Origin of the sequence: Microvirga splendida, from assembly GCF_016427565.1 — a bacterium.
GTDB lineage: Bacteria > Pseudomonadota > Alphaproteobacteria > Rhizobiales > Beijerinckiaceae > Microvirga > Microvirga splendida.
The window spans coordinates 31103-52013 of sequence record NZ_JAELXT010000013.1; the positions used below are offsets into that span (position 1 = coordinate 31103).

Below are 20911 nucleotides of genomic sequence, written 5' to 3' on the forward strand. Positions count from 1 at the left end.
ATGAGCCACGGTGTGAACGCATCTGAGGTTGCAGAGCTGGAGGCGCCGTCGACGCCGCAGGCGAACCCCGAGCACGGCCTGCCCGAAAATTTCGGCGGGGGCATCCTGGGAAGCCTGCTGTTCTGGATTGCCATCGCCTTCTCCACGTTCCAGATCATCACGGCCTTCGGCATTCCCCTCGACCGGCCTTTCTTCAGCAACATCACGCTGATCTATCTCATCGGCGCAGCCCTCGTGGCCTGGGCGGGATGGCTCGCCTTCAGCGCCATGAAGGGGCATCGCGTCATCGACGGGGTGCTGGCTCTCGTCGCGCTGGCCGCCGTCTACGGCCTCATTCTCAAATTCCCGGGTAGCCTGCCGAGCCAGGTCGTGCGGGCCTTGCATGTGGGCTTCCTCTGCCTCGTCGCCGGCGCCATGCTGGCGAACCACCGGGCCGGCAACTCCGCCTCGCGCGCCATCGGCTGGATCATCGGCTTCGCCGGCTTCGGCGTCGGCCTCTACCACTGGGCTCTCTACGACGAGCTCGTGATCCGCGCAGGCGAGCTGACACAGGGGGACTTCATCGTCGGCGTCACGGCGATCGCGATCCTGTTCTATCTCGTGTGGCGTGTCATGGGACCGGCACTGCCCATCGTCGCCGGCCTCTTCCTCGCCTACTGCCTCTTCGGGAACTACCTGCCCGCACCCTTCGACCATCGCGGCTACTCGCTCGATCAGGTGATCGAGCACATGTCCTTCGGGACGGAGGGCCTCTACGCCACGCCGACCCTCGTCTCGGCCACCTACATCTTTCTCTTCATCCTCTTCGGCGCCTTCCTCGAGCGCGCCGGCATGATCCAGCTCTTCACCGACGTGGCCATGGGCCTGTTCGGAAGCGCGAAAGGCGGCCCCGCCAAGGTGGCGGTCTTCTCCTCCGCGCTGATGGGAACGATCTCCGGCTCCGGCGTCGCCAACGTGGTCTCCACGGGCCAGTTCACCATCCCGCTCATGAAGCGCTTCGGCTACCGGGCTGAATTTGCGGGCGGCGTCGAGGCGACGGCCTCGATGGGCGGCCAGATCATGCCGCCGGTCATGGGCGCCGTGGCCTTCATCATGGCCGAGACCATCGGCGTTCCCTATGTCGAGATCGTCAAGGCCGCGATCATCCCGGCGATCCTCTACTATGCCTCCGCGTTCCTGGCGGTGCATCTGGAGGCCGGCCGCTCCGGGCTGATGGGGCTGCCGAAGGCGGAACTGCCGAGCGCCGGGCGGGCCCTGCGGGACAAATGGCACCTCATCCTGCCGCTCGCGGTTCTCGTCTACCTCCTGTTCTCCGGCTACACGCCGCTCTTTGCCGGCTCAGTCGGCCTTGCGCTCACCGTCGTGCTCATCCTGGCGGGGGCGCTCGCGCTCGGCCTCGTGAGCGAGACGGTGCGCCTGGTCTTCTGGGTCGGTCTCGGCCTGCTGGCGGCAGCCTTCCTGTGGGCGGGCGTCACCCTGGTCCTGGTGCTGGTCGCCATTCTGGTGCTCCTCAGCCTGTTCGTCCGGGGCGGTCCGGAAACCCTGGAAGCCTGCCGGGACGCCCTGGCGGATGGCGCGCGTCAGGCGCTGCCCGTCGGTCTTGCCTGCGCCGTCGTGGGCATCGTGATCGGCACCATGACCCTCACCGGAATCGGCACGATCTTCGGCAACTGGGTCGTGTCCATCGGCAAGGATTCGCTGATCGCCTCCCTGGTGCTGACCATGTTCGTCAGCCTGATCCTCGGCATGGGCATTCCGACGATCCCAAACTACATCATCACCTCGTCGCTGGCCGCGCCGGCGCTGCTGACGCTCGATGTGCCGCTCATCGTCTCGCACATGTTCGTCTTCTATTTCGGCATCATGGCGGACTTGACGCCGCCCGTGGCGCTGGCCGCCTTCGCGGCGGCTCCGATCGCGAAGGCCTCGGGCTTCCGGATCGGCTTCGCGGCGCTGCGCATCGCGCTCCCGGGTTTCGTGATTCCCTACATGGCGGTCTACGATCCGGCGCTCATGATGCAGGCCGTGGGCCCGTATGCCGACGGCGGACCGGCCTTCTGGCTCAAGGTGGCCTACATGGTGGTGAAGGCCGGCCTCGCGGTGGTCCTGTGGGGCGCCGCTTCCGTCGGTTATCTCCATGGCAAGATGCCCTGGTGGGAGAGGATCATCGCCGTCGCCGCGGCTGCGAGTCTCGTGCTGGCGCTGCCCATTACTGACGAGATCGGCTTCGGCCTCGCCATCCTCGTCCTCGGCCTTCACTTCTGGCGGACCCGTCGGACCGCCAAGCCCGCTATCGGCTGATGATCTGCCTCCTGGCCAGCTCCATGATCGCGCCCCTCATGGCGGGCGCGATCACCCTGGCCTGGACGCATTCGGTCGAGAAGATCGTCTGGGAGGAGGACTGGCGCCGCACCGCTGCGGGTCTGGAACTCGTCCAGGCGCGGGTGCGCGGCTCTGGAGCCGGAATGGAGCCGCCGCCGGAGGCCAGGCTCGTCAATGGTGTCTGGTCGTGGAAGCCGAACCTGCCGCCTCAGGCCCAGGTGGTTATGCGCCGCTCAGGTGCGACGACGGATTGGCGGATCTGCATCTCGGGCCGATGCCGCCCGATGGAGGCCTATGTGCCGCCCGAGGCCGACCCTGTCGTGATGAAGCCTTGTGAAAAGCCTTAAGCGCGCCCGGTGAGCGGCTCGACCGCCACGCAGCGGCGCCAGAGGTTCACCAGGATGTAGAGGGCAAACAGGCTGAATAGGGCCATCAGGGCATAGCCCACATAGTCGCCGAGCTCGAACATGCCCGCGATGGCCCAGCCGGCGGCGATCGCGACGCCGAAGACTTCCGCGCCCACCAGGATCATGATGCTGATCACGGTGATCACGCTGCGCCAGTTGGTGCTTTTCGCCTGAGCCACTGTTGTCTCACTCCATTACTTGCGAATGGGACTACCCTAAACGCCCCCTCCGGTGCAAGGTCTGCCCGAATTTCATTCTGTCGCGCCTCACATTCAAGAGCCCATGTCCGAGACACCCGTCTTCTCGACCGCCGCCGTTGCGGCACCCCACAGCCTCGCCGCCGAGACCGGCCAGACCATTCTCGCCGCCGGTGGCAATGCGATCGAGGCCATGGTGGCCATGGCCGCCACCATCGCGGTGGTCTATCCGCACATGAACGGCATAGGGGGTGACGGGTTCTGGCTCGTGCGCGAGCCGAAGGGGCGGGTTCATGCCCTCGATGCCTCCGGGCCTGCCGGCTCGCTCGCGAACATCAAGAGCTACCGCGAGAAGGGCTATGATGCCATCCCGGCGCGCGGGCCGGATGCGGCGCTCACCGTCGCCGGAGCTGTCGGCGGCTGGGCGCTGGCGCTGGAGCTCGCCAAGGCCTTGGGCGGGCAGCTCCCCGTCGATCTCCTGCTCGGAGATGCCATCCGCCACGCCCGCGACGGATACCCGGTCTCCCGCTCCGAGGAGCGGTTTGTGACCGGCGAGGAGGCCGCCCTCTATGAGGTCCCCGGTTTCGCCGAGGCCTTCCTGGTTGAGGGCAAGCGAGCGCCGGAGGGCACGCTGAGGCGGACGCCTCGCCTCGCCGACACCCTGGAGCAGCTCGTCCATGCAGGCCTGGCCGATTTCTACCGGGGCGATGTGGGGCGGGAGATCGCCCTCGACCTGGAGCGGATCGGCACCCCCATCACCCGCAAGGACCTGGAAAACTATCGCGCCCGCGTCGTCGATCCCCTGGCGGTTCGGCTCAGGCACTCGACGGTCTACAACCTGCCGCCGCCGAGCCAGGGGCTGGCCACCCTGCTGATCCTCGGCATGGTCGAGCGGCTCACAGGTCTTCGGGGCGAGACGCCCGAGCGCCACCACGGGCTCATCGAGGCCGCAAAGCGCGCTTTCGCCATCCGCGACCGGGTGGTCGCGGATCCGCGCAACCTCGCCCACGACCCGGCCTCCTTCCTGACGCCCCGGGCGCTGGACAGGGAGGCTGCCCTCATCGACATGAAGCGAGCTGCTTCCTTTCCCCTGCCGCGCTCCATCGACGGGGACACGATCTGGATGGGGGCCATCGACCGGGATGGGCTCGCCGTGTCCTATATCCAGTCCGTGTTCTGGGCCTATGGCTCCGGCTGCCTGCTCCCGGCGACGGGTGTTCTCTGGCACAATCGCGGCACGGGCTTCTCGCTCGATCCTGCCAGCCGCAACCGGCTGGAGCCTGGCCACCGGCCGCTCCATTCCCTCAATCCGGCCATGGCGGTGTTCGACGATGGGCGGGTGCTGTCCTTCGGGGCGATGGGCGGCGAAACCCAGCCCCAATTCCTCAGCCAGATCTTTTCACGCTACGCGGAGGCCGGCATGGGGTTGGCGGACGCCGTGGAAGCGCCCCGCTGGCTGCTCGATGCGAAGCTGCGCGGACAAGAGGCCGTGCTCAAGGTGGAGAGCCATTTCGACCCCGGCCTGATCCGTGGTCTCTCCCGGCTCGGGCATACGGTCGAGGAGATGGATGAAGCCTATTCCGGGCGCTTCGGCCATGCGGGCATGCTGGTGAAGCACCCGCGCAGCGGACGGGTCGAGGCGGTGCACGATCCGCGCTCGGATGGCGGATCGCTGGGACTTTAACCGGCGGCCCAGAGGCCGTAGAGGAGGCTCAGTCCCAGCACCAGCACGAAGCCGGCGGCGAGCAGTTCCAGGCCCGCAATCGCGATGGCGCCCCATGCACCGCGCCCGCCGGCGAGCTTCAGGGCCATAGCCTTGAAGAAGACCGCCAGCGCCGCGATGGCGCTGGTGGTGAGCGCGGTGCCCAGCGCCATGGCGAAGGTCGCTGCGATGCCGGCGGCGAACAGGCCCTGGGACAGGGCAAAGACCAGGACGATGAGGGCGCCCGCGCAGGGGCGGATGCCGGCAGCAATCGCCACGCCCGCCATGTCGCGCCAGCGCGTCAGCCGGTTGATCTCGTCGGGCGGGGGCAGATGGGCGTGGTCGCAATCCTCCTGGACGGAGGCGTAAGGGTTGCGAGCGAGCGCTATGACGCCCAGCACCTTGCCGGCCTTGCGCCAGGTGATGACCGCGCCGAGCAGGGCGACCGCAATGAAGCTTGCCACTTCCACGTTCAGGGCGATGCTGTTCATGGTGGAGGCGGTGGCGCGCAGCACGAGGCTGACGAGCGACACGATGCCGATGGCCACCAGCGCCTGCACCAGGGCGGCCGCCAGACTCAGGAGGAAGCCTTTGCGCAGCGCCTTCTCGTCCGCCACGAGATAGCCCGAAATCACAGCCTTTCCGTGCCCGGGACCGGCCGCATGGAAGACGCCATAGGCGAAGCCGACGAGCAGAAGCGTGAGGAAGGCGGAGCCGTTTTCCTTCAGCTCCCGCACGCTGTCCCTCAGGCTTGCGTAGAAGTCGGACTGCACCGACAGGATCCAGGCGCCGATGCTGCCGGAGGGCGTCGCCTCCCGCAGGCCCATGCCGAAGGGATTGCGCGGCGGGGGCTTGCCGATGGGCCCAAGCCACAGGCCGATCAGGCCCATCACGGCGGCCACGACGGCGATAGCGGCGAGCATGATGCCGACCCGTCGCCACAGAGGCGTGCGGTCGGTGCTCGGAAGGGCAGGGGCGTCGGAGGTCAGGGACATGCGATGATGGCCCTGTTGGAATATTCGATGCCGATATCCTGCGGCTGGATGGCGCCCTCATCCTGCAGGATCTGCTGCATGGTGGCATCGAGCGGCTTGGCCTTGGCGATGCTGGTCACGCAGCCCTGGGGCGCATTGGCGAGCGAGATGGCCGCCTGGCCCTCCGTCAGGCTGAAGTAAACGAAGAAAGTCGGGTCCTCGATCTCGACGGAGACCGCTCCCGTGGGCGCCACCGGCGCCTTGAGGGGCAGGAGGAAGGACATGGACACTTGCGTCTTCTCCATGCTCATCCGGGCTTCCCGCGGCGCATCGAAAGTCTGGGGCTTGCCCCGGGCCTTGAGCACGGTGAAGTAGTCGAATTCGTTGAGGGAGGCGGCGTTTTCGTCGGCGAGTTCCTGCAGTTCCTCGGGCGTCAGCTTGCCGTCGCCATCCTTGTCCAGGCCCTGCGTGACATAGGCCGTATAGGCCTCGTCGAACGTCCAATGGTGGCGAACGCCCGTCACCCGCCCATCGAGGGCGAAAACCACTTCCGCCTTGGCGGTCACCCACACATGCGGGTGTGCCAGGGCCGGTGAGACCAGGCCCACACTCAAGGCCGCCAAGGCGGAGATCAGACCGAGATGGCGTGTCATGCGTTTGACCCAGGGAACAGCGACGCTGCCGACGAGAGCCGGTCGCGAGAGACGATATGATCCTTGTAGGGTTAACAGAGGCGAAACAAAGGCGTGGGCGATGGGGATCAATTGACGGGCTCCGGCAAATATGTCAGCATTACTGACATATTCTGCACGATAAGACCGGAACACCGGCAGAGGGGCGGAAGCCCCAGGAGGAAACGGATCATGGCCGAAGGTTCTGTTGCGCTTCGTCAGGTGACGCTCGACGACAAGTACGATCTCACCAAGGATCACGTCTTCATCACCGGGACCCAGGCCGTCATCCGCATGCTGCTGATGCAGCGCGAGCGCGACCGGCTGGCGGGCCTCAACACCGCCGGTCTCGTGTCCGGCTATCGTGGCTCCCCCATCGGCGGCCTCGACCAGAACCTGTGGCGTGCCCGCAAGTGGCTGGATCAGTCGAACATCGTCTTCCAGCCCGGCCTCAACGAGGAACTCGCCGCCACCGCCATCTGGGGCGCGCAGCAGGCGGAGGTTCGCGGCGAGGGCAAGTATGACGGCGTCTTCGGCCTCTGGTACGGCAAGGGCCCGGGCGTCGACCGCTCCGGCGACGTGTTCCGCCACGCCAACATGGCCGGCTCGTCGAAGCACGGCGGAGTGCTGGCGCTCATGGGCGACGATCACACGGCCGAATCCTCCACCGTCGCGCACCAGTCCGAGTTCCACTTCGTCGACGTGATGATGCCGATCCTGAACCCGGCGGGCGTTCAGGAGATCCTTGATTACGGCCTCTACGGCTATGCCATGAGCCGCTTCTCCGGCACGTGGGTCGCCTTCAAATGCGTGAAGGACAACATCGAATCGACCTCTTCCGTCGATGCATCGCTCGACCGCGTGAAGATCATTATTCCTGACGATTTCGCGATGCCGCCGGGCGGCCTCAACATCCGCAACCGCGACGGCGTGCTCGACCAGGAGGCGCGGCTTCAGGATTTCAAGCGCGACGCCATGCTGGCGTTCGTGCGCGCCAACAACCTCAACCGCATCGTGCTCTCCGGCGGCCGCAATCCGAAGATCGGCATCATCACCGTCGGCAAGTCCTATCTCGACGTGCGCCAGGCGCTCGACGAACTCGGTCTCGACGAGGTGAAGGCCAACGACATGGGGCTTCGCCTCTACAAGGTCGCCTGCCCATGGCCGCTGTCGCAGCGGGAGCTGGTGGATTTCGCGCGCGGCCTCGACAAGGTCATCGTGGTCGAGGAGAAGCGCTCCCTCATCGAGGTGCAGCTGCGCGAGGAGCTCTACGGCACGGCCAATCAGCCGGTCTGCATCGGCAAGAAGGACGAGGAGGGAAGCTGGCTCTTCCCCGTGAAGGGCGCGCTCGATCCCAACGACATCGCCATCGCCATCGGCGAGCGGCTGCTGGCCTACCACAACAACGACGACCTGCGTGGACGCGTGGCGCGGCTTCGCCACGCACAAGAGGTGCTTGTCGCAACCGGCGACGTGGCAACCCGTACGCCGCATTTCTGCGCCGGCTGTCCGCACAACTCCTCCACGAAGGTGCCCGAGGGCATGCGCGCCTATGCGGGCATCGGCTGCCACTACATGGTGCAGTGGATGGACCGCTCCACCGAAGGCTTCACCCAGATGGGCGGCGAAGGCGCCAACTGGATCGGCGAGTCGCCGTTCTCCAAGCGCGGCCACGTGTTCCAGAATCTCGGCGACGGCACCTACAACCATTCCGGCGTGCTGGCCCTGCGCTGGTCGATCCACACCAAGACCAACGTCACCTACAAGATCCTCTTCAACGACGCGGTCGCCATGACAGGCGGGCAGAAGCACGAGGGCGGGCTCACCGTCGACATGATCGCCCGCCAGGTGCGCGAGGAAGGCGTCGAGCGCATCGCCCTCGTCACGGACGAGCCGCACAAATACCCGAAGGAGGTCCGCTGGCCGGCGGGCATGACGATCCATCACCGCAGCGAGCTTGAGGCCGTGCAGCGCCAACTCGCGGACGTGCCCGGCGTGTCGGTGATGATCTACGACCAGACCTGCGCGTCGGAGAAGCGCCGCCGCCGCAAGCGCGGCGAGTTCCCGGATCCCGACAAGCGCGTCATCATCAACGATCTCGTCTGCGAAGCCTGCGGCGACTGCTCGGTGCAGTCCAACTGCGTGGCGGTGCAGCCGGTCGAGACGGAGTTCGGCCGCAAGCGCCAGATCGACCAGTCGAACTGCAACAAGGACTTCTCCTGCGTGAACGGCTTCTGCCCGTCCTTCGTGACGGTGCACGGCGCCAAGGTGAAGAAGGCCGTGCCGGAGACCGTCTCGACGGAGGGCATGACGTTCAAGCCGCTGCCCGATCCGGCGATCCCCGCCATCGACCGCACCTTCAACGTCATCGTGACAGGCGTGGGCGGCACGGGCGTCGTCACCATCGGGGCGATCCTGGGCATGGCGGCGCATCTCGAGGGCAAGGGGCTGGGCATGATCGACATGGCCGGCCTCGCCCAGAAGGGCGGCGCAGTCTACAGCCATGTGCGCCTCGCCAACAACCAAGACGACATCCACGCCATCCGCGTGAGTGCGGAATCGGCCCATCTCGTGCTCGGCTGCGATCTCGTGGTGACCGGAACCAAGAAGGTGCTGGCCGCCGTGAAGGAGGGGCAGACGGCGCTCGTGGTGAACACTGCGGAGGTGATGCCGGGCGAGTTCACCCGCAACGCCGATTTCTCCCTGCCGACGGAGCGCCTGAAGCGCGCCATCAAGTCGGCGGCAGGTGCCGAGGGCGTGTCCTTCGTCGACGCGACAGCGATTGCCACCGCGCTTCTCGGTAATGCGATTGCGGCCAACATGTTCATGCTGGGCTATGCCTATCAGACCGGCCGCGTTCCGCTCTCCGGTGCTGCCATCGAGAAGGCCATTGAGCTCAACGGCGAAGCGGTGAAGATGAACCTCGCCGCCTTTACCTGGGGCCGCCGCGCGGCCGCAGAGCCGGAGGTGATCGCGTCCATGATGAGCGAGCTGAAGGCGCCCACGGAATCGCGCAAGCTGTCCGAGACCCTCGACGAGGTGATCGAGCGGCGCGTCGCCTTCCTGTCCGGCTACCAGAGCAGGCGCTATGCGCGTCGCTACGGCAGCCTCGTCGAGCGCGTGCGCGCGGCGGAGGACAAGGCCGTGCCGGGTTCGACGACGCTCACCGACGCTGTGGCGCGCTCGCTGTTCAAGCTTATGGCCTACAAGGACGAGTACGAGGTGGCGCGTCTCTACACGAACGGCCATTTCGAACGCCAAGTCGCATCAGCCTTCGAGGGCGAGAACCTGCGTTACGAGTTCCACATGGCGCCGCCTGTGCTTGCCAAGAAGGATCCGGTCACGGGTCTTCCGCGCAAGATGAGCTTCGGGCCGTGGATGCTGAAAGCCATGGGCGTTCTGGCGAAGTTCAAGGCGGTGCGCGGCACGCCGCTCGACGTGTTCGGCTACACCCACGAGCGCCGCACCGAGCGCCAGCTCGTCCGCGAGTTCGAGGAACGGATCGAGGAGATCGTGTCGAAGCTGAATGCCGGCAATCACGCCACGGCCATCGGGATCGCCGCCATCCCGCAGAAGATCCGCGGCTTCGGCCACATCAAGGAACGGAACTTGAAAGCCGCCAAGGCGGAAGAAGCCGATCTGCTGGCCAAGTTCCGCACGGACCCGCAGCCGATGGCGGTTGCGGCGGAGTAAGTTTCTTACTCCGCACACCCCACACTTCACGTCATGGCCGGGCTTGTCCCGGCCATCCACGTTTTAAGAACCGCAAGAAGACGTGGATCCCCGGAACAAGTCCGGGGATGACGGCCTGAGTAGTATTCTTCAGCCCCGCGCCTGGCTCACCTCGACAAAGCTCTTCGCCACCTTCAGCACGTTCGCCTCGTTGAGGCCCGCGACGCACATGCGGCCGGAGCCTACGAGATAGATGCCGTCGCGCTCGCGCATGATGTCGACCTGCTGGGCGCTGAGCCCCGTATAGCTGAACATGCCGCGCTGGTTCGTGAGGAAGCCCACATCCACCTCGTTCGACAGGGAGCGGATTTGCTCCGCGAGAAGCTTGCGCATGGAATCCATGCGGGTGCGCATGGTCTCCACCTCCCGGGTCCATTGGGCGCGCAGGTCGTCGCTGCCGAGAACCGTCGCCACGAGAAGGCCTGCGGTCATCGGCGGGCTCGAATAGCTGCGGCGCACGGCGAGCTTGAGCTGCCCGAGCACGCGCTCGGCCTCGTCTGAATCGCGGCACACGACGCTCAGGCCGCCGCAGCGCTCGCCGTAGAGCGAGAAGTTCTTCGAGAAGGAATTGGCCACGAGGCAGGAGGCGCGCTCCGCATAGCGGCGCACGAAGGCGGCGTCCTCGTCGAGGCTGGTGCCGAAGCCCTGATAGGCCATGTCGAACACCACGATGTGGCCCTTGGCCACCAGCACGTCGGTCACGCCGGCTTGCTGCCGCTCGTCGAGATCGACGCCGGTGGGGTTGTGGCAGACGGGCTGGATCACCACGATGGAGCCGGGCTCCGCAGCTTCCAGCGCCTTCACCATGCCGTCGAAATCCACCGAGCGGGTGGCGCGGTTCCAATACGGGTAGGTCGCGGTCTTGAAGCCCGCCCGCTGGAACAGGCCGTGGTGGTTGTCCCAGGTCGGGTCGCTGACGAGAACGGTGCGGCCGGGGCAGTGCTTGGCGAGGAAGTCCGCCGCGATGCCCACCGCGCCCGTGCCGCCGATGGTCTGGATCGTCGCGACGCGCTTGCCGGCAAGGGCCGGATGCTTGTCGCCGAAGATCAGCTTCTGCACGCCCTCGCGGTAGGCCGCATGGCCCTCCATCGGAAGATAGGGACGCTCCGCAAAGCCGATGCGCTCGTAAGCCGCCCGGACCGAGCCCAGCACCGGAAGCCGGCCGTGCTCGTCGGTGTAGACGCCGATGCTGAGGTTCACCTTCTCGGGGCGCGGATCGGTCTTGAAGCTGTCGTTGAGGGAGAGGATCGGGTCGCCCGCGAAGGCTTCCACCTGGCCGAACAGGGATTCCGTCATGCTGATCTCCAAGCCTGTCGCGGCAGCCTGCCTGCGACGCATCGTTCAGATGCCGCGAGACCTAGCCCTTGAGAGGCCTCCTCGGCAAGGTTCTTCGTGGACTTTAAGCGTCCAGGCGCCAGTCCACCGGCTCCAGTCCTTTCTCGACGAGCCACGCGTTGGCGCGGCTGAAGGGCTTCGTCCCGCGGAAGTCGTTGAGTCGGTTGAGCGGGGAGGGGTGCCCCGCCTCGATCACAAGATGCTTCGTCCGGTCCACCAGCGCCGCGCGCTTGCGGGCCGGGCCTCCCCAGAGAAGGAACACGACGGCCGGTTGCTGCTGCGAAATGGCCGCGATGGCCTGATCGGCCAGGGCCGACCAGCCGAATTTCATGTGGGCGCCCGATTGGCCGGCCTCCACGGTCAGGGCCGTGTTGATGAGCAGCACGCCCTGACGGGCCCATTTCGAGAGGTCTCCTGAAGTGGGCATAGGCACGTCCAGATCCTCGGACATCTCGCGCAGGATCGTGCGCAGCGACGCGGGCAGCCGACGGGAGCCGCGATAGGAGAAGGCGAGCCCGTGGGAATCGCCCGGCGTGGGGTAGGGGTCCTGGCCCAGGACCACCACCTTGACCGTCTCAAGGGGCGTCAGGGAGATGCTCGTGAACACGGCCTCCGGGGGCGGCAGCACCTGGGCGCCGGAGGCGAGCGCCGCATCGGCCTTGGCCGCCACCGCCTCCGCGCTGCCATCCCGAAAGAAGGGCAGCTTGAGCCATCCCGCCGCCTGAGGCGTGGCGCGGAACTCATTGAGGGCGTGGCTGATGGGGCCAGTCATGAGGAGAACGTGCCTTTCTGCCCGGTGCGGGCGGAGACCGTATGCCGGCTAAGGGTTGTGGCGACGGCTGAGGGAGAAAGCCATCAGGGGTGCCGCCGGTGCAGGCGTCGAAATCGTCGACAGGATGTTACTTCTGTGACACGTTGCCGGTCTAGGCTCCACGCCTCCATCCGTGGATGCCACCCTGCTACGAGGACTTTGTATGATGCTTCAGAGCCGCCCCTCTGCCGCCCTGCGCGCCGGATTTCTCGGATTGTCCCTTCTGCTGTCGGGCACTGCCCTGGCGCAGGAAGCCGTGACGATCCGCTTCGTCCAGACCAACGACATCGACCGCATGAGCCCCGAGAAGGGCCGCGGCGGATTTGCCAAGCTTGCAACCGTCATCAAGGAGGAGAAGGCGAAGGGCAATGCCTTCTTCATCCATGCAGGCGACACGATCTCGCCCTCGCTTCTTTCGGGCTTCGACAAGGGCGCGCATGTCATCGACATCCTGAACCGAATGAATGTCGACGCGATGGCCCCGGGCAACCACGAGTTCGATCTGGGTCCCGATGCCTTCCGGGCCCGCATGGCCGAGGCCAAGTTCGACGTGCTGGCCACCAACATCGTCGACGGCAACGGCCTTCCCGCCAACACCAAGTCCGACAAGATGGTCGAGGTGCAGGGCGTGAAGGTCGGCTTCTTCGGCCTGACCACCGAGGATACGCCGATCGCGTCGAGCCCCGGCACCATCAAGTTCTCCTCCACCATCGACACCGCCCGCGCCAAGGCCAAGGAGCTGCGCGAGAAGGGCGCCGACATCGTCGTCGCCATCGCACACACGCCGCTGGAAGTGGACATGATCATCGCCCGCTCCGCCGGCGTGGACGTGATCATCGGCGGCCATGACGAGCACCTGCTCGCCTTCTACGACGGCAAGGTCGTCCTGTCGGAATCCGAGTCCCAGGCCAACTTCGTCAATGTCGTCGAGCTATCGGTGAACAAGGCGACGAAGGACGGCAAGACCACCGTTACCTGGTCGCCGAACTTCCGCATCATCGATACGGCCAGCGTGAAGCCGGACCCCGAGATCGAGGCCGTGGTGAAGGGCTACGAGGACAAGCTGTCCAAGGAACTCGACGTGGAGATCGGCGTGACCGAGACCCCCCTCGACAGCCGCCGCGCCACCGTGCGTGGAGGCGAGGCCGCCATGGGCAACCTGATCACCGATGCCATGAAGGCCGCGGTCGGCGCCGACGTCGCCATCACCAACGGCGGCGGCATCCGGGCCGACAAACAGTACAGCGCGGGCCAGAAGCTGACCCGGCGCGACATTCTGTCGGAAATGCCCTTCGGCAACACCACCGTGCTGCTCGAGGTCACCGGTGCGCAGATCAAGGATGCGCTCGAGAACGGCGTCAGCCAGGTGCGCGAGCTCGGCGGGCGCTTCCCGCAGGTCTCCGGTATTACGGCCGAGGTCGACGTGAAGGAACCGGTGGGAAGTCGCGTGAAGTCGGTCAAGATCAACGGCCAGCCGCTCGATCCGGGCAAGACCTACAAGCTTGCCACTAACGACTTCATGGCCCGGGGCGGCGATGGCTACAAGGCCTTCACCGGCGCCAAGTCGCTCATCGATGCGTCCGCCAGCCAGCTCATGGCGAGCCAGGTGATCGACTACGTCAACAAGGCCGGCAAGGTCTCGCCGAAGGTCGAGGGCCGCGTCGTCCTGCGCTGATCCAAAACCAAGGCCTGTTCTGGCGCTGGGATCCGAAAGGGTCCCGGCGTTTTTCATGGGGCACCGGCCGGCGCGACGTCCGGGCGCATCCCTCCTGGAGCCGAGGCACGGTAGGTCGCACTCCCCTGGTCAACGGGAGCGCGGAACGTAAATTCCCTCTCCATCAACGGCATTTGCTGTGCCATCCTGCGCGTGCAACGTCGAATCTCAGACATCAAAGCGGCCTCTCCTTGCAGTTTCAGACGTCCTCCGAATCAATCAGCCTGTCGCAGAAGCGCCGCCGACGCTCCCTTGCGCGCGGACGGCTGACGCTCGTCATGGGCCTGTTCGGCGTCGCCTTCATCCTGCTGACTTTCGGCTATATCGCCTGGGAGCAGCGCAACCGCCTCATCCAGCGCAACGAGGACGACCTTCGGAACGCCGCCTTCTTCCTGGCCGATCACACCGCGCGGCTCCTGGAGGTCACGGACCTGACCCTGAGACAGACCATGGCTCTGATGCAGGGGCAGAGCTGGGATCAGGTGGAAGCCTCCCAGGCTCTCTGGCAGCAGATCAAGGCGGTCAAGGACGCGCTGCCTTACATCGACGATGTCTGGCTCAATGACCCAAGCGGGCGCCTGCGTCTGACATCCGCCCAGTTTCCTGCCCCGGACACGAACGCATCCGGCCGCGATGCCTTCACCGCGCAGGTGACCGGGGACCAGGGGCTGTTCGTGGGCGAGCCGATCCTCGGGCGCGTCACGAAGACTCCGACCTTCATGATCAGCCGCCGCCTGCAGGACGGCGACGGCACCTTCGGCGGCATTGCCTCGGTCACCGTGAACCTATCCTACTTCTACGACTACTGGTCCAAGGTGCGGTTGCCCCGCGGCAGCCGCGTGGTGCTTATGCGCGGCTCGGACGCGGAGGTCATTGCCCAGTATCCGCCGCCGCCGGACGGGCTGTCGTTTGCGCCCATCGACAAGTCCGCTTTCGACGCGGCTTTGCGGACTGCCTCCCAGGCCGGTCTCTATTCCTTCATCAGCATGGACCGCGAGCGTGTGGGGGCCTATCGGCAGGTCGGCACAATGCCGCTCTACATCAATGTCAGCATGCCGCAGGATGCCTATTGGACGCCCTGGTTCGTCCAGACCCGGCTCTACGGCGCCTTTGCCCTGGTGGCCCTTCTGGCCCTTCTGGCCCTCACGGCCCTGGCCTCGCAGCAGTTCCACGAGCAGGCGGCGAACGCGGCTCTTCTCGAGAGGCAGGTTGCCTTACGCACCCATGAGCTTCGAACCGAGACCGCGGCCCTGGAGGTTCTGAACCGGACAGGCCGCGTCCTTGCGGCGGAACTCGATCTGGACCGCATCATCGAAAGCGTCGTCGATGCCGGCGTGGAACTGACCGAGGCACAGGCCGGCGCTTTCTTCTGCGGGGCCGCTCAGGATGGGAAGGCACATTACGGAAAGTTTGCTTCCGAGGGATTCAACGAAGCCTTCGCGGCTCTCGACGTGCGGGCTCTCTGTGCGCCGGCATTCACGGAAGGCAAGGCGGTCCGCCTGGACAACATCGCCGTCGAGCAGGGCCACGACGGCACGCCCTTCACGGTGGATGCCACGCCCGGCCTCCCGGTGATCCGCAGCCTCATGGCGGTTCCCGTCCTGCTCCGCAGCGGCGGGACGCATGGCGTTCTCGTCTTCGGCCACGAACGGTCGGCGCTCTTCAATCAGCGGTCCGAGCGCCTGCTGGCAGGCCTGACGTCACAGGCCGCCATCGCTCTCGAGAACAGCCGTCTGTATCGCGATGCCCAAAGCGAGATCGAGGAGCGCAAGCAGGCGCAGACCCAGCAATCCCTGCTGATCCGCGAGCTCCATCACCGGGTCAAGAACACGCTCGCCACCGTCCAGGCCGTGGTGGGCGCCACCGCCCGCTCGGCCCTGAACATCGACGATTTCTACCAGGCCTTCGTCGGGCGCATCATCTCGCTCGCCAACACCCACTCCCTCCTGACCGAGGCCGTCTGGCAGACCGCGTCCCTGCGCGAGATCATGGAGAAGGAGCTGCGCCCCTACAACGACGTGAGAGGCCAGCGGATCGCCCTGTCCGGGCCTGCGGTCGAGCTGCCTTCCGAGGCCGCCGTGCCGATCGGCATGGCGATCCACGAACTGACCACCAACGCCGCCAAGTACGGCGCCCTGTCGGCGTCCCGCGGCAAGGTGTCCGTCTCATGGGAGACGGAAGCGGTCGAGGAGGGCACGCGGCTCAAGCTCGTCTGGGAGGAAAGCGGAGGGCCCGAGGTTTCGACACCGACCCGGCAGGGCTTCGGTTCGCGCCTGCTGCACCGGGTGCTGGCCACACAGCTCAATGCCAAGGTGGACATGGATTTTCGACCGGAAGGCCTCAGGGTGGCTCTCGATACCGTTCTCAAGCAAGAACCGAACAAGGGCCCGGCCCTCTGAGGCGCGTTCGTTTTCTGCAAACGCGGCTTGCGGCCGAGCGCGCCAATGTGATGGCGGTTTTGGTTGGCGGACGGGCCTGAACCCCTTATCTAAGCGGCAGCAAGGGGCGGAATTCAAGGAATTCAGCGGCCAAGGGGCTTTTCTTATGAACGAGAACGTCAATCTGACCGATCTGCGCCAGGGCGTCCGCCCGGTGGACCACCCGCCCGTGAGGGCTGGGCGGATCGGCGTGCTTCTGATGAACTTAGGGACCCCCGAGGGCACCAGCTACTGGCCCATGCGCCGTTACCTCAAGGAGTTCCTCTCCGACCGTCGCGTCATCGAGACCCCGCGCCTCCTGTGGTGGCCGATCCTCAACCTGATCATCCTGACCAAGCGCCCCGGTCCCAAGGGCCGTGACTATGCGTCGATCTGGAACAACGACCGCGACGAGGGTCCGCTCAAGACCATCACCCGCAATCAGGCCGAGAAGGTTGCCGAGCACCTGAAGAGCATCGCGGGCGACAGGATCACGGTCGACTGGGCCATGCGCTATGGCAAGCCCGAGGTGCGCGAGCGCATCCAGGCGCTTCTCGACCAGGGCTGCGACCGCATTCTCCTCGTGCCGCTCTATCCGCAATATGCCGCCGCTACCTCGGCCACCGCCTGCGATCAGGCCTTCCGGGCGCTGATGGACATGCGCTGGCAGCCGAGCGTGCGCGTCTCGCCGCCCTACCACGACGATCCGGTCTATATCGATTCCGTGGTCGCCTCGATGAAGAAGGAACTGGCCAAGCTCCCCTTCGAGCCGGAGGTCGTCCTCACCTCCTTCCATGGCGTGCCGAAGGAATACCTGCTGAAAGGCGATCCCTATCACTGCCAGTGCGTGAAGACCTGGCGCCTGATGCGCGAGGCCTTCGGCTGGTCGCCGGACAGGTTCCGCATGAGCTTCCAGTCCCGGTTCGGCACGGCGGAATGGCTCCAGCCCTACACCGACAAGACCGTCGAGGCGCTGGCCAAAAGCGGCGTGAAGCGCATGGCCATCGTGGCGCCCGGCTTCTCGGCGGATTGCCTGGAGACCCTTGAGGAGCTCGACGGCGAGAACCGCGAGATCTTCATGCACAACGGCGGCGAGGAATTCGCCTATCTGCCCTGCCTCAACGACAGCGACGACGGCATGCGGGTCATCAACCACATCGTGGAGCGCGAGCTGCAGGGCTGGATCTGAATTTACTGCATGAGGCCGAGCCTTGGCTGTGTCGTACGACGATGAACTGGTCGAACGGGGCTTGGCTTTCGCCCTGGCCGTCTGTGCCGAGGCCGGCGACATTCTTCGCGAGATCCGCAGCAAGGGCAACGTTGCCGTTGACGGCAAAGATGGCTTTGAGGTCGTCACCAATGCGGATCTCGCCGTCGACCGTCATTTCAAGCAGCGCATCGCGCAGACTTTCAGGGATCATGCCGTCCTGTCCGAAGAGGGGGCGGGCAGTGGGACCTCCTCGAAGGGGCTGTGCTGGATCATCGATCCGCTTGATGGCACGGCGAACTTCGTTCACGGGCACGACCATGTTGCCGTCTCGGCAGCGCTGAAGGTCGATGGCACGTCTGTGCTCGGCGTCGTTCACGCGCCGTTCCAGGGGCAAACCTTCTGGGCCGTTGCCGGACGAGGTGCGTATCGCAACGGCCAACAAATCAAGGCTTCGCCTTCAACCGATGTTCGGCGGGCCCTGATCGGAACAGGATTTCCGCACCGCCGTAACCGCCTCGACGAGGTCGTGGATCGCCTGAAGCCGCTCCTGCGCGAGTTCGGAGACATTCGCCGTCTCGCGGCTCCCGCACTCGACATCTGCTGGGTCGCCGACGGCCGCCTGACGGGCTTCGTCGACCGGATCCACGAATGGGACGTCGCGGCCGCCGGCTTGATTGCAGTGGAAGCCGGTGCGCGCCTGAAGGTGCTCAATCCGGCTGATTGCGAGGGAGAGGATGGGACCGATTATGTGATTGCAGCTCCCGGGATCTTCGAGCGGCTATGCGCCGTGCTTCGTTGACTTCTTGGGCAAATGACGTTGTAGGACCAGCCATTCGCCGGCCCTTTGTCTGCAACGGCCTCTCTGCTCTCTAGGACTCCAGGCCTGATTGGGATAGCGTGAGCCCTCTGCAACGACGTTGCCTGGGGGACTCATGCTGGTGAGTGGTTTCGACATCTTCGTCATCGTTCTGGTGCTGCTCGTCGTGGTGACGATCGCCATGGGCATCCGGACGGTCCCGCAGGGCTATGCCTATACGGTCGAGCGCTTCGGGCGCTATTCGCGCACGCTCACCCCCGGCCTCGGTCTGATCGTTCCCTACATCGATCAGATCGGCAAGAAGGTGAACGTCATGGAGCAGGTGCTCGACATCCCGAGCCAGGAGGCGTTCACGCGGGACAATGCGGGCGTCACCATCGATGCCGCCGCCTTCTATCAGATCCTCGATCCCGCCCGCGCCTCCTACGAGGTTTCGGACATGAACCAGGCCCTGCTGGTTCTGACCATGACCAACATCCGCACCGTCGTCGGCTCCATGGATCTCGACCAGTTGCTCTCCCACCGCGACGAGATCAACGAGCGCCTGCTGCGGGTCATGGATGCGGCCGCCTCGCCGTGGGGCGCCAAGGTCACCCGCGTCGAGATCAAGGACATTCTCCCGCCGCAGGATCTCGCCGGCGCCATGGCGCGGCAGATGAAGGCCGAGCGCGAGAAGCGCGCCGCCGTTCTCGAGGCCGAGGGCCTGCGCCAGGCGGAGATCCTGCGCGCCGAGGGTCAGAAGCAGTCGCAGATCCTGGCGGCGGAAGGCCGGAGGGAGGCGGCGTTCCGCGATGCGGAAGCCCGCGAGCGTCAGGCGGAGGCCGAGGCCAAGGCCACCGCCATGGTGAGCGATGCCATCACCAGGGGCGATCTCGCGGCGGCCAACTTCATCGTGGCCGAAAAATATATCGATGCGATCCGCGCGCTCGCATCGGCCCCCAACCAGAAGGTCGTCATCGTGCCCATCGAGGCGGCGGGGCTAGCCGGAACGCTCGGCGGCATCGCCGAACTCACCAAATCGGTGTTCGGCGAGGGCGGGGCGGGGCTCAACAGGCCCGCGCGAAGCGTCCCCACGGTGTCTGGAGGGGCCGAGCGCTCATGATCCGGGACGTCTTCATCGGCCTCGGCGCCTGGTCTTGGATCATCCTCGGCGTGATCCTCATCGGCGTCGAGCTTGTGGCGCCCAGCTCGTTCTTCCTCTGGCTCGGCCTTGCCGCCATCGTCACCGGCCTGATCGATGCGGCGCTCGGCCTCTCCTGGCAGACGGCTGCGCTGCTCTTCGCGGCCCTGTGCATCGCGGCGGCGATCCTGGGACGGGCCGTTGCCCGCTTCAGGTCACAGACCGATCCTCAGGCCGAGATGCTCAACCGGCGCGGCCAGTCCCTCGTCGGACGGGTCTTCACGCTTGAGACCCCCATCAAGGACGGGGAGGGGCGCATCCGGGTCGATGACAGCTCCTGGCGGGTGACAGGCGCCGACCGCTTCGCCGGTGCCAGGGTGCGCGTGGTCCGAGTCGAGGGCTCGACGCTTGTGGTGGATGACCCCTGATTAAGCTGCGCCCGCGCGCAGCAGGTCGAGGTAATGCACGAGGCCGACGGGCCGGCTGTTCTCGACCACGATCAGGGCGGTGATCCGGGAGGCTTCTTCCATTTCCAGGGCCGTGGCCACGAGAGCGTCCGGCGCGATGGTGCGCGGCGTCTTCGTCATGATGGCGGTCACCGGCAGCGTCGCCAGATCGGGCCGCAGGTTGCGGCGCAGGTCGCCGTCCGTGACGATGCCGGCGAGCGTGCCGTCGCCGTTCACCACGATCACGGCCCCAAAGCCCTTGCGGCCGATCTCGTCGATGGCCTCGCCCGTGCGGGCCTCGATCCCGACCACCGGCAGGCGCTCGTCCTTGTGCATGATGTCGCGCACGAGCTTGAGGCGTGCGCCGAGCTTTCCGCCCGGATGAAAGACCCGGAAATTGTCGGCCGTGAATCCGCGCCGCTCCAGGAGGGCGACGGCCAGGGCATCGCCGAGCGCCAGCTGGATCGTGGTAGATGTGGTGGGCGCCAGCCCGTTGGGGCAGGCCTCCTTGGCTTTGGGCAAGGTCAGGCAGATGTCGGCGGCGCCCCCCAGGGTCGATTCCGCGTTCGACGTTAGGGCGATCAGGGGCACCCGGAAGCGCCTCGAATAGCCGATGATGTCGGCAAGCTCCGCGGTCTCCCCCGACCAGGACAGGGCGATGATCACGTCGTCCGTCTGGATCATGCCGAGGTCGCCGTGGCTCGCCTCCGCCGGGTGGACGTAGTGGGCGGGGGTGCCAGTGGAGGCGAAGGTGGCGGTCATCTTGCGGCCCACATGGCCGGACTTGCCCATGCCGGTGACGATGACCCGGCCCTTGGCAGCAGCGATCGCTTCAACCGCTGCGATGAAGGGCTGCCCAAGGCCGTTGCCGATGGCCTCCATCAGGATCGTCAGCCCGTCCCGCTCGGTCTCAAGCGTGCGCAGGGCCGAGTGGATGGCCGGATCGGGCGAGTGGGGTGCGGGTTTTGCAAGTGCCATGGCCGCCCTTTAGCATAGGCGGGCGGCCGAGAGGAACCCTTGGAGGAACCCTTTGGCG

At 66.1% G+C, this 20911-nt stretch carries 16 protein-coding genes; 10 read left to right on the forward strand and 6 right to left on the reverse strand.

Annotated features, from left to right (window positions below):
- Together JAO75_RS13715 and JAO75_RS13720 are read left to right on the forward strand one after the other, a co-directional pair.
- The gene (locus JAO75_RS13715) at window positions 1–2301 is read left to right on the forward strand and encodes a TRAP transporter permease (RefSeq protein ID WP_199049710.1); all 2301 of its coding nucleotides are present in this window, start codon (window positions 1–3) and stop codon (window positions 2299–2301) included.
- Window positions 2302–2324: 23 nt separating this feature from the next.
- Complete coding sequence (locus JAO75_RS13720; protein WP_246742498.1) at window positions 2325–2669, forward strand: DUF1850 domain-containing protein; 345 nt, start codon at window positions 2325–2327, stop codon at window positions 2667–2669.
- Here the strand turns inward: JAO75_RS13720 and JAO75_RS13725 are convergent.
- Window positions 2666–2854: a hypothetical protein gene (locus JAO75_RS13725; protein WP_199049768.1), complete on the reverse strand. Its 189-nt coding sequence runs from the start codon at window positions 2852–2854 to the stop codon at window positions 2666–2668. The two genes, JAO75_RS13720 and JAO75_RS13725, sit on opposite strands and share 4 nt — an antisense overlap.
- A 157-nt stretch (window positions 2855–3011) precedes the next feature.
- On the opposite strand from JAO75_RS13725, the gene JAO75_RS13730 reads away from it, so the two are divergent.
- Window positions 3012–4610 (forward strand): gamma-glutamyltransferase family protein, encoded by a 1599-nt coding sequence (locus JAO75_RS13730; RefSeq protein ID WP_199049712.1) that lies wholly within the window; start codon window positions 3012–3014, stop codon window positions 4608–4610.
- Here the strand turns inward: JAO75_RS13730 and JAO75_RS13735 are convergent.
- Window positions 4607–5623, reverse strand: a complete 1017-nt coding sequence (locus tag JAO75_RS13735; RefSeq protein WP_199049713.1) for a nickel/cobalt transporter — start codon at window positions 5621–5623, stop codon at window positions 4607–4609. The two genes, JAO75_RS13730 and JAO75_RS13735, sit on opposite strands and share 4 nt — an antisense overlap.
- Entirely contained in the window at window positions 5614–6255 is a 642-nt protein-coding gene (locus JAO75_RS13740; protein ID WP_199049714.1) for a DUF1007 family protein, read from the reverse strand. The genes JAO75_RS13735 and JAO75_RS13740 overlap by 10 nt, the downstream gene beginning before the upstream one ends.
- Before the next feature lie 210 nt (window positions 6256–6465).
- Between JAO75_RS13740 and JAO75_RS13745 the strand changes: the two genes are divergently transcribed.
- Window positions 6466–9966 (forward strand): indolepyruvate ferredoxin oxidoreductase family protein, encoded by a 3501-nt coding sequence (locus JAO75_RS13745; RefSeq protein ID WP_199049715.1) that lies wholly within the window; start codon window positions 6466–6468, stop codon window positions 9964–9966.
- Between the two features lie 129 nt (window positions 9967–10095).
- Here the strand turns inward: JAO75_RS13745 and JAO75_RS13750 are convergent, their stop codons facing one another.
- Both JAO75_RS13750 and ung read right to left on the reverse strand, forming a co-directional pair.
- Window positions 10096–11301: an amino acid aminotransferase gene (locus tag JAO75_RS13750; protein WP_246742499.1), complete on the reverse strand. Its 1206-nt coding sequence runs from the start codon at window positions 11299–11301 to the stop codon at window positions 10096–10098.
- Window positions 11302–11404: 103 nt separating this feature from the next.
- Window positions 11405–12112, reverse strand: coding sequence for a uracil-DNA glycosylase (ung, locus tag JAO75_RS13755; protein ID WP_199049716.1), 708 nt, complete (start codon window positions 12110–12112; stop codon window positions 11405–11407).
- A 202-nt stretch (window positions 12113–12314) separates the two neighbouring features.
- Between ung and JAO75_RS13760 the strand changes: the two genes are divergently transcribed.
- From JAO75_RS13760 to JAO75_RS13785, 6 genes are all read left to right on the forward strand, one after another.
- On the forward strand, window positions 12315–13826 hold the full coding sequence (locus JAO75_RS13760) for a bifunctional metallophosphatase/5'-nucleotidase (protein WP_199049717.1): 1512 nt from the start codon (window positions 12315–12317) through the stop codon (window positions 13824–13826).
- Between the two features lie 230 nt (window positions 13827–14056).
- On the forward strand, window positions 14057–16264 hold the full coding sequence (locus tag JAO75_RS13765; RefSeq protein ID WP_199049718.1) for a sensor histidine kinase: 2208 nt from the start codon (window positions 14057–14059) through the stop codon (window positions 16262–16264).
- A 145-nt stretch (window positions 16265–16409) separates the two neighbouring features.
- Window positions 16410–17471: a ferrochelatase gene (hemH, locus tag JAO75_RS13770; RefSeq protein WP_199049719.1), complete on the forward strand. Its 1062-nt coding sequence runs from the start codon at window positions 16410–16412 to the stop codon at window positions 17469–17471.
- A gap of 28 nt (window positions 17472–17499) precedes the next feature.
- Window positions 17500–18291: an inositol monophosphatase family protein gene (locus JAO75_RS13775; RefSeq protein ID WP_343234618.1), complete on the forward strand. Its 792-nt coding sequence runs from the start codon at window positions 17500–17502 to the stop codon at window positions 18289–18291.
- A 133-nt stretch (window positions 18292–18424) separates the two neighbouring features.
- Window positions 18425–19411 (forward strand): SPFH domain-containing protein, encoded by a 987-nt coding sequence (locus tag JAO75_RS13780; protein WP_199049721.1) that lies wholly within the window; start codon window positions 18425–18427, stop codon window positions 19409–19411.
- Entirely contained in the window at window positions 19408–19857 is a 450-nt protein-coding gene (locus JAO75_RS13785; protein WP_199049722.1) for an NfeD family protein, read from the forward strand. The genes JAO75_RS13780 and JAO75_RS13785 overlap by 4 nt, the downstream gene beginning before the upstream one ends.
- On the opposite strand, the gene JAO75_RS13790 is transcribed toward JAO75_RS13785, so the two are convergent.
- Window positions 19858–20853 (reverse strand): KpsF/GutQ family sugar-phosphate isomerase, encoded by a 996-nt coding sequence (locus JAO75_RS13790; protein WP_199049723.1) that lies wholly within the window; start codon window positions 20851–20853, stop codon window positions 19858–19860.
- Between the last annotated feature and the right edge of the window lie 58 nt (window positions 20854–20911).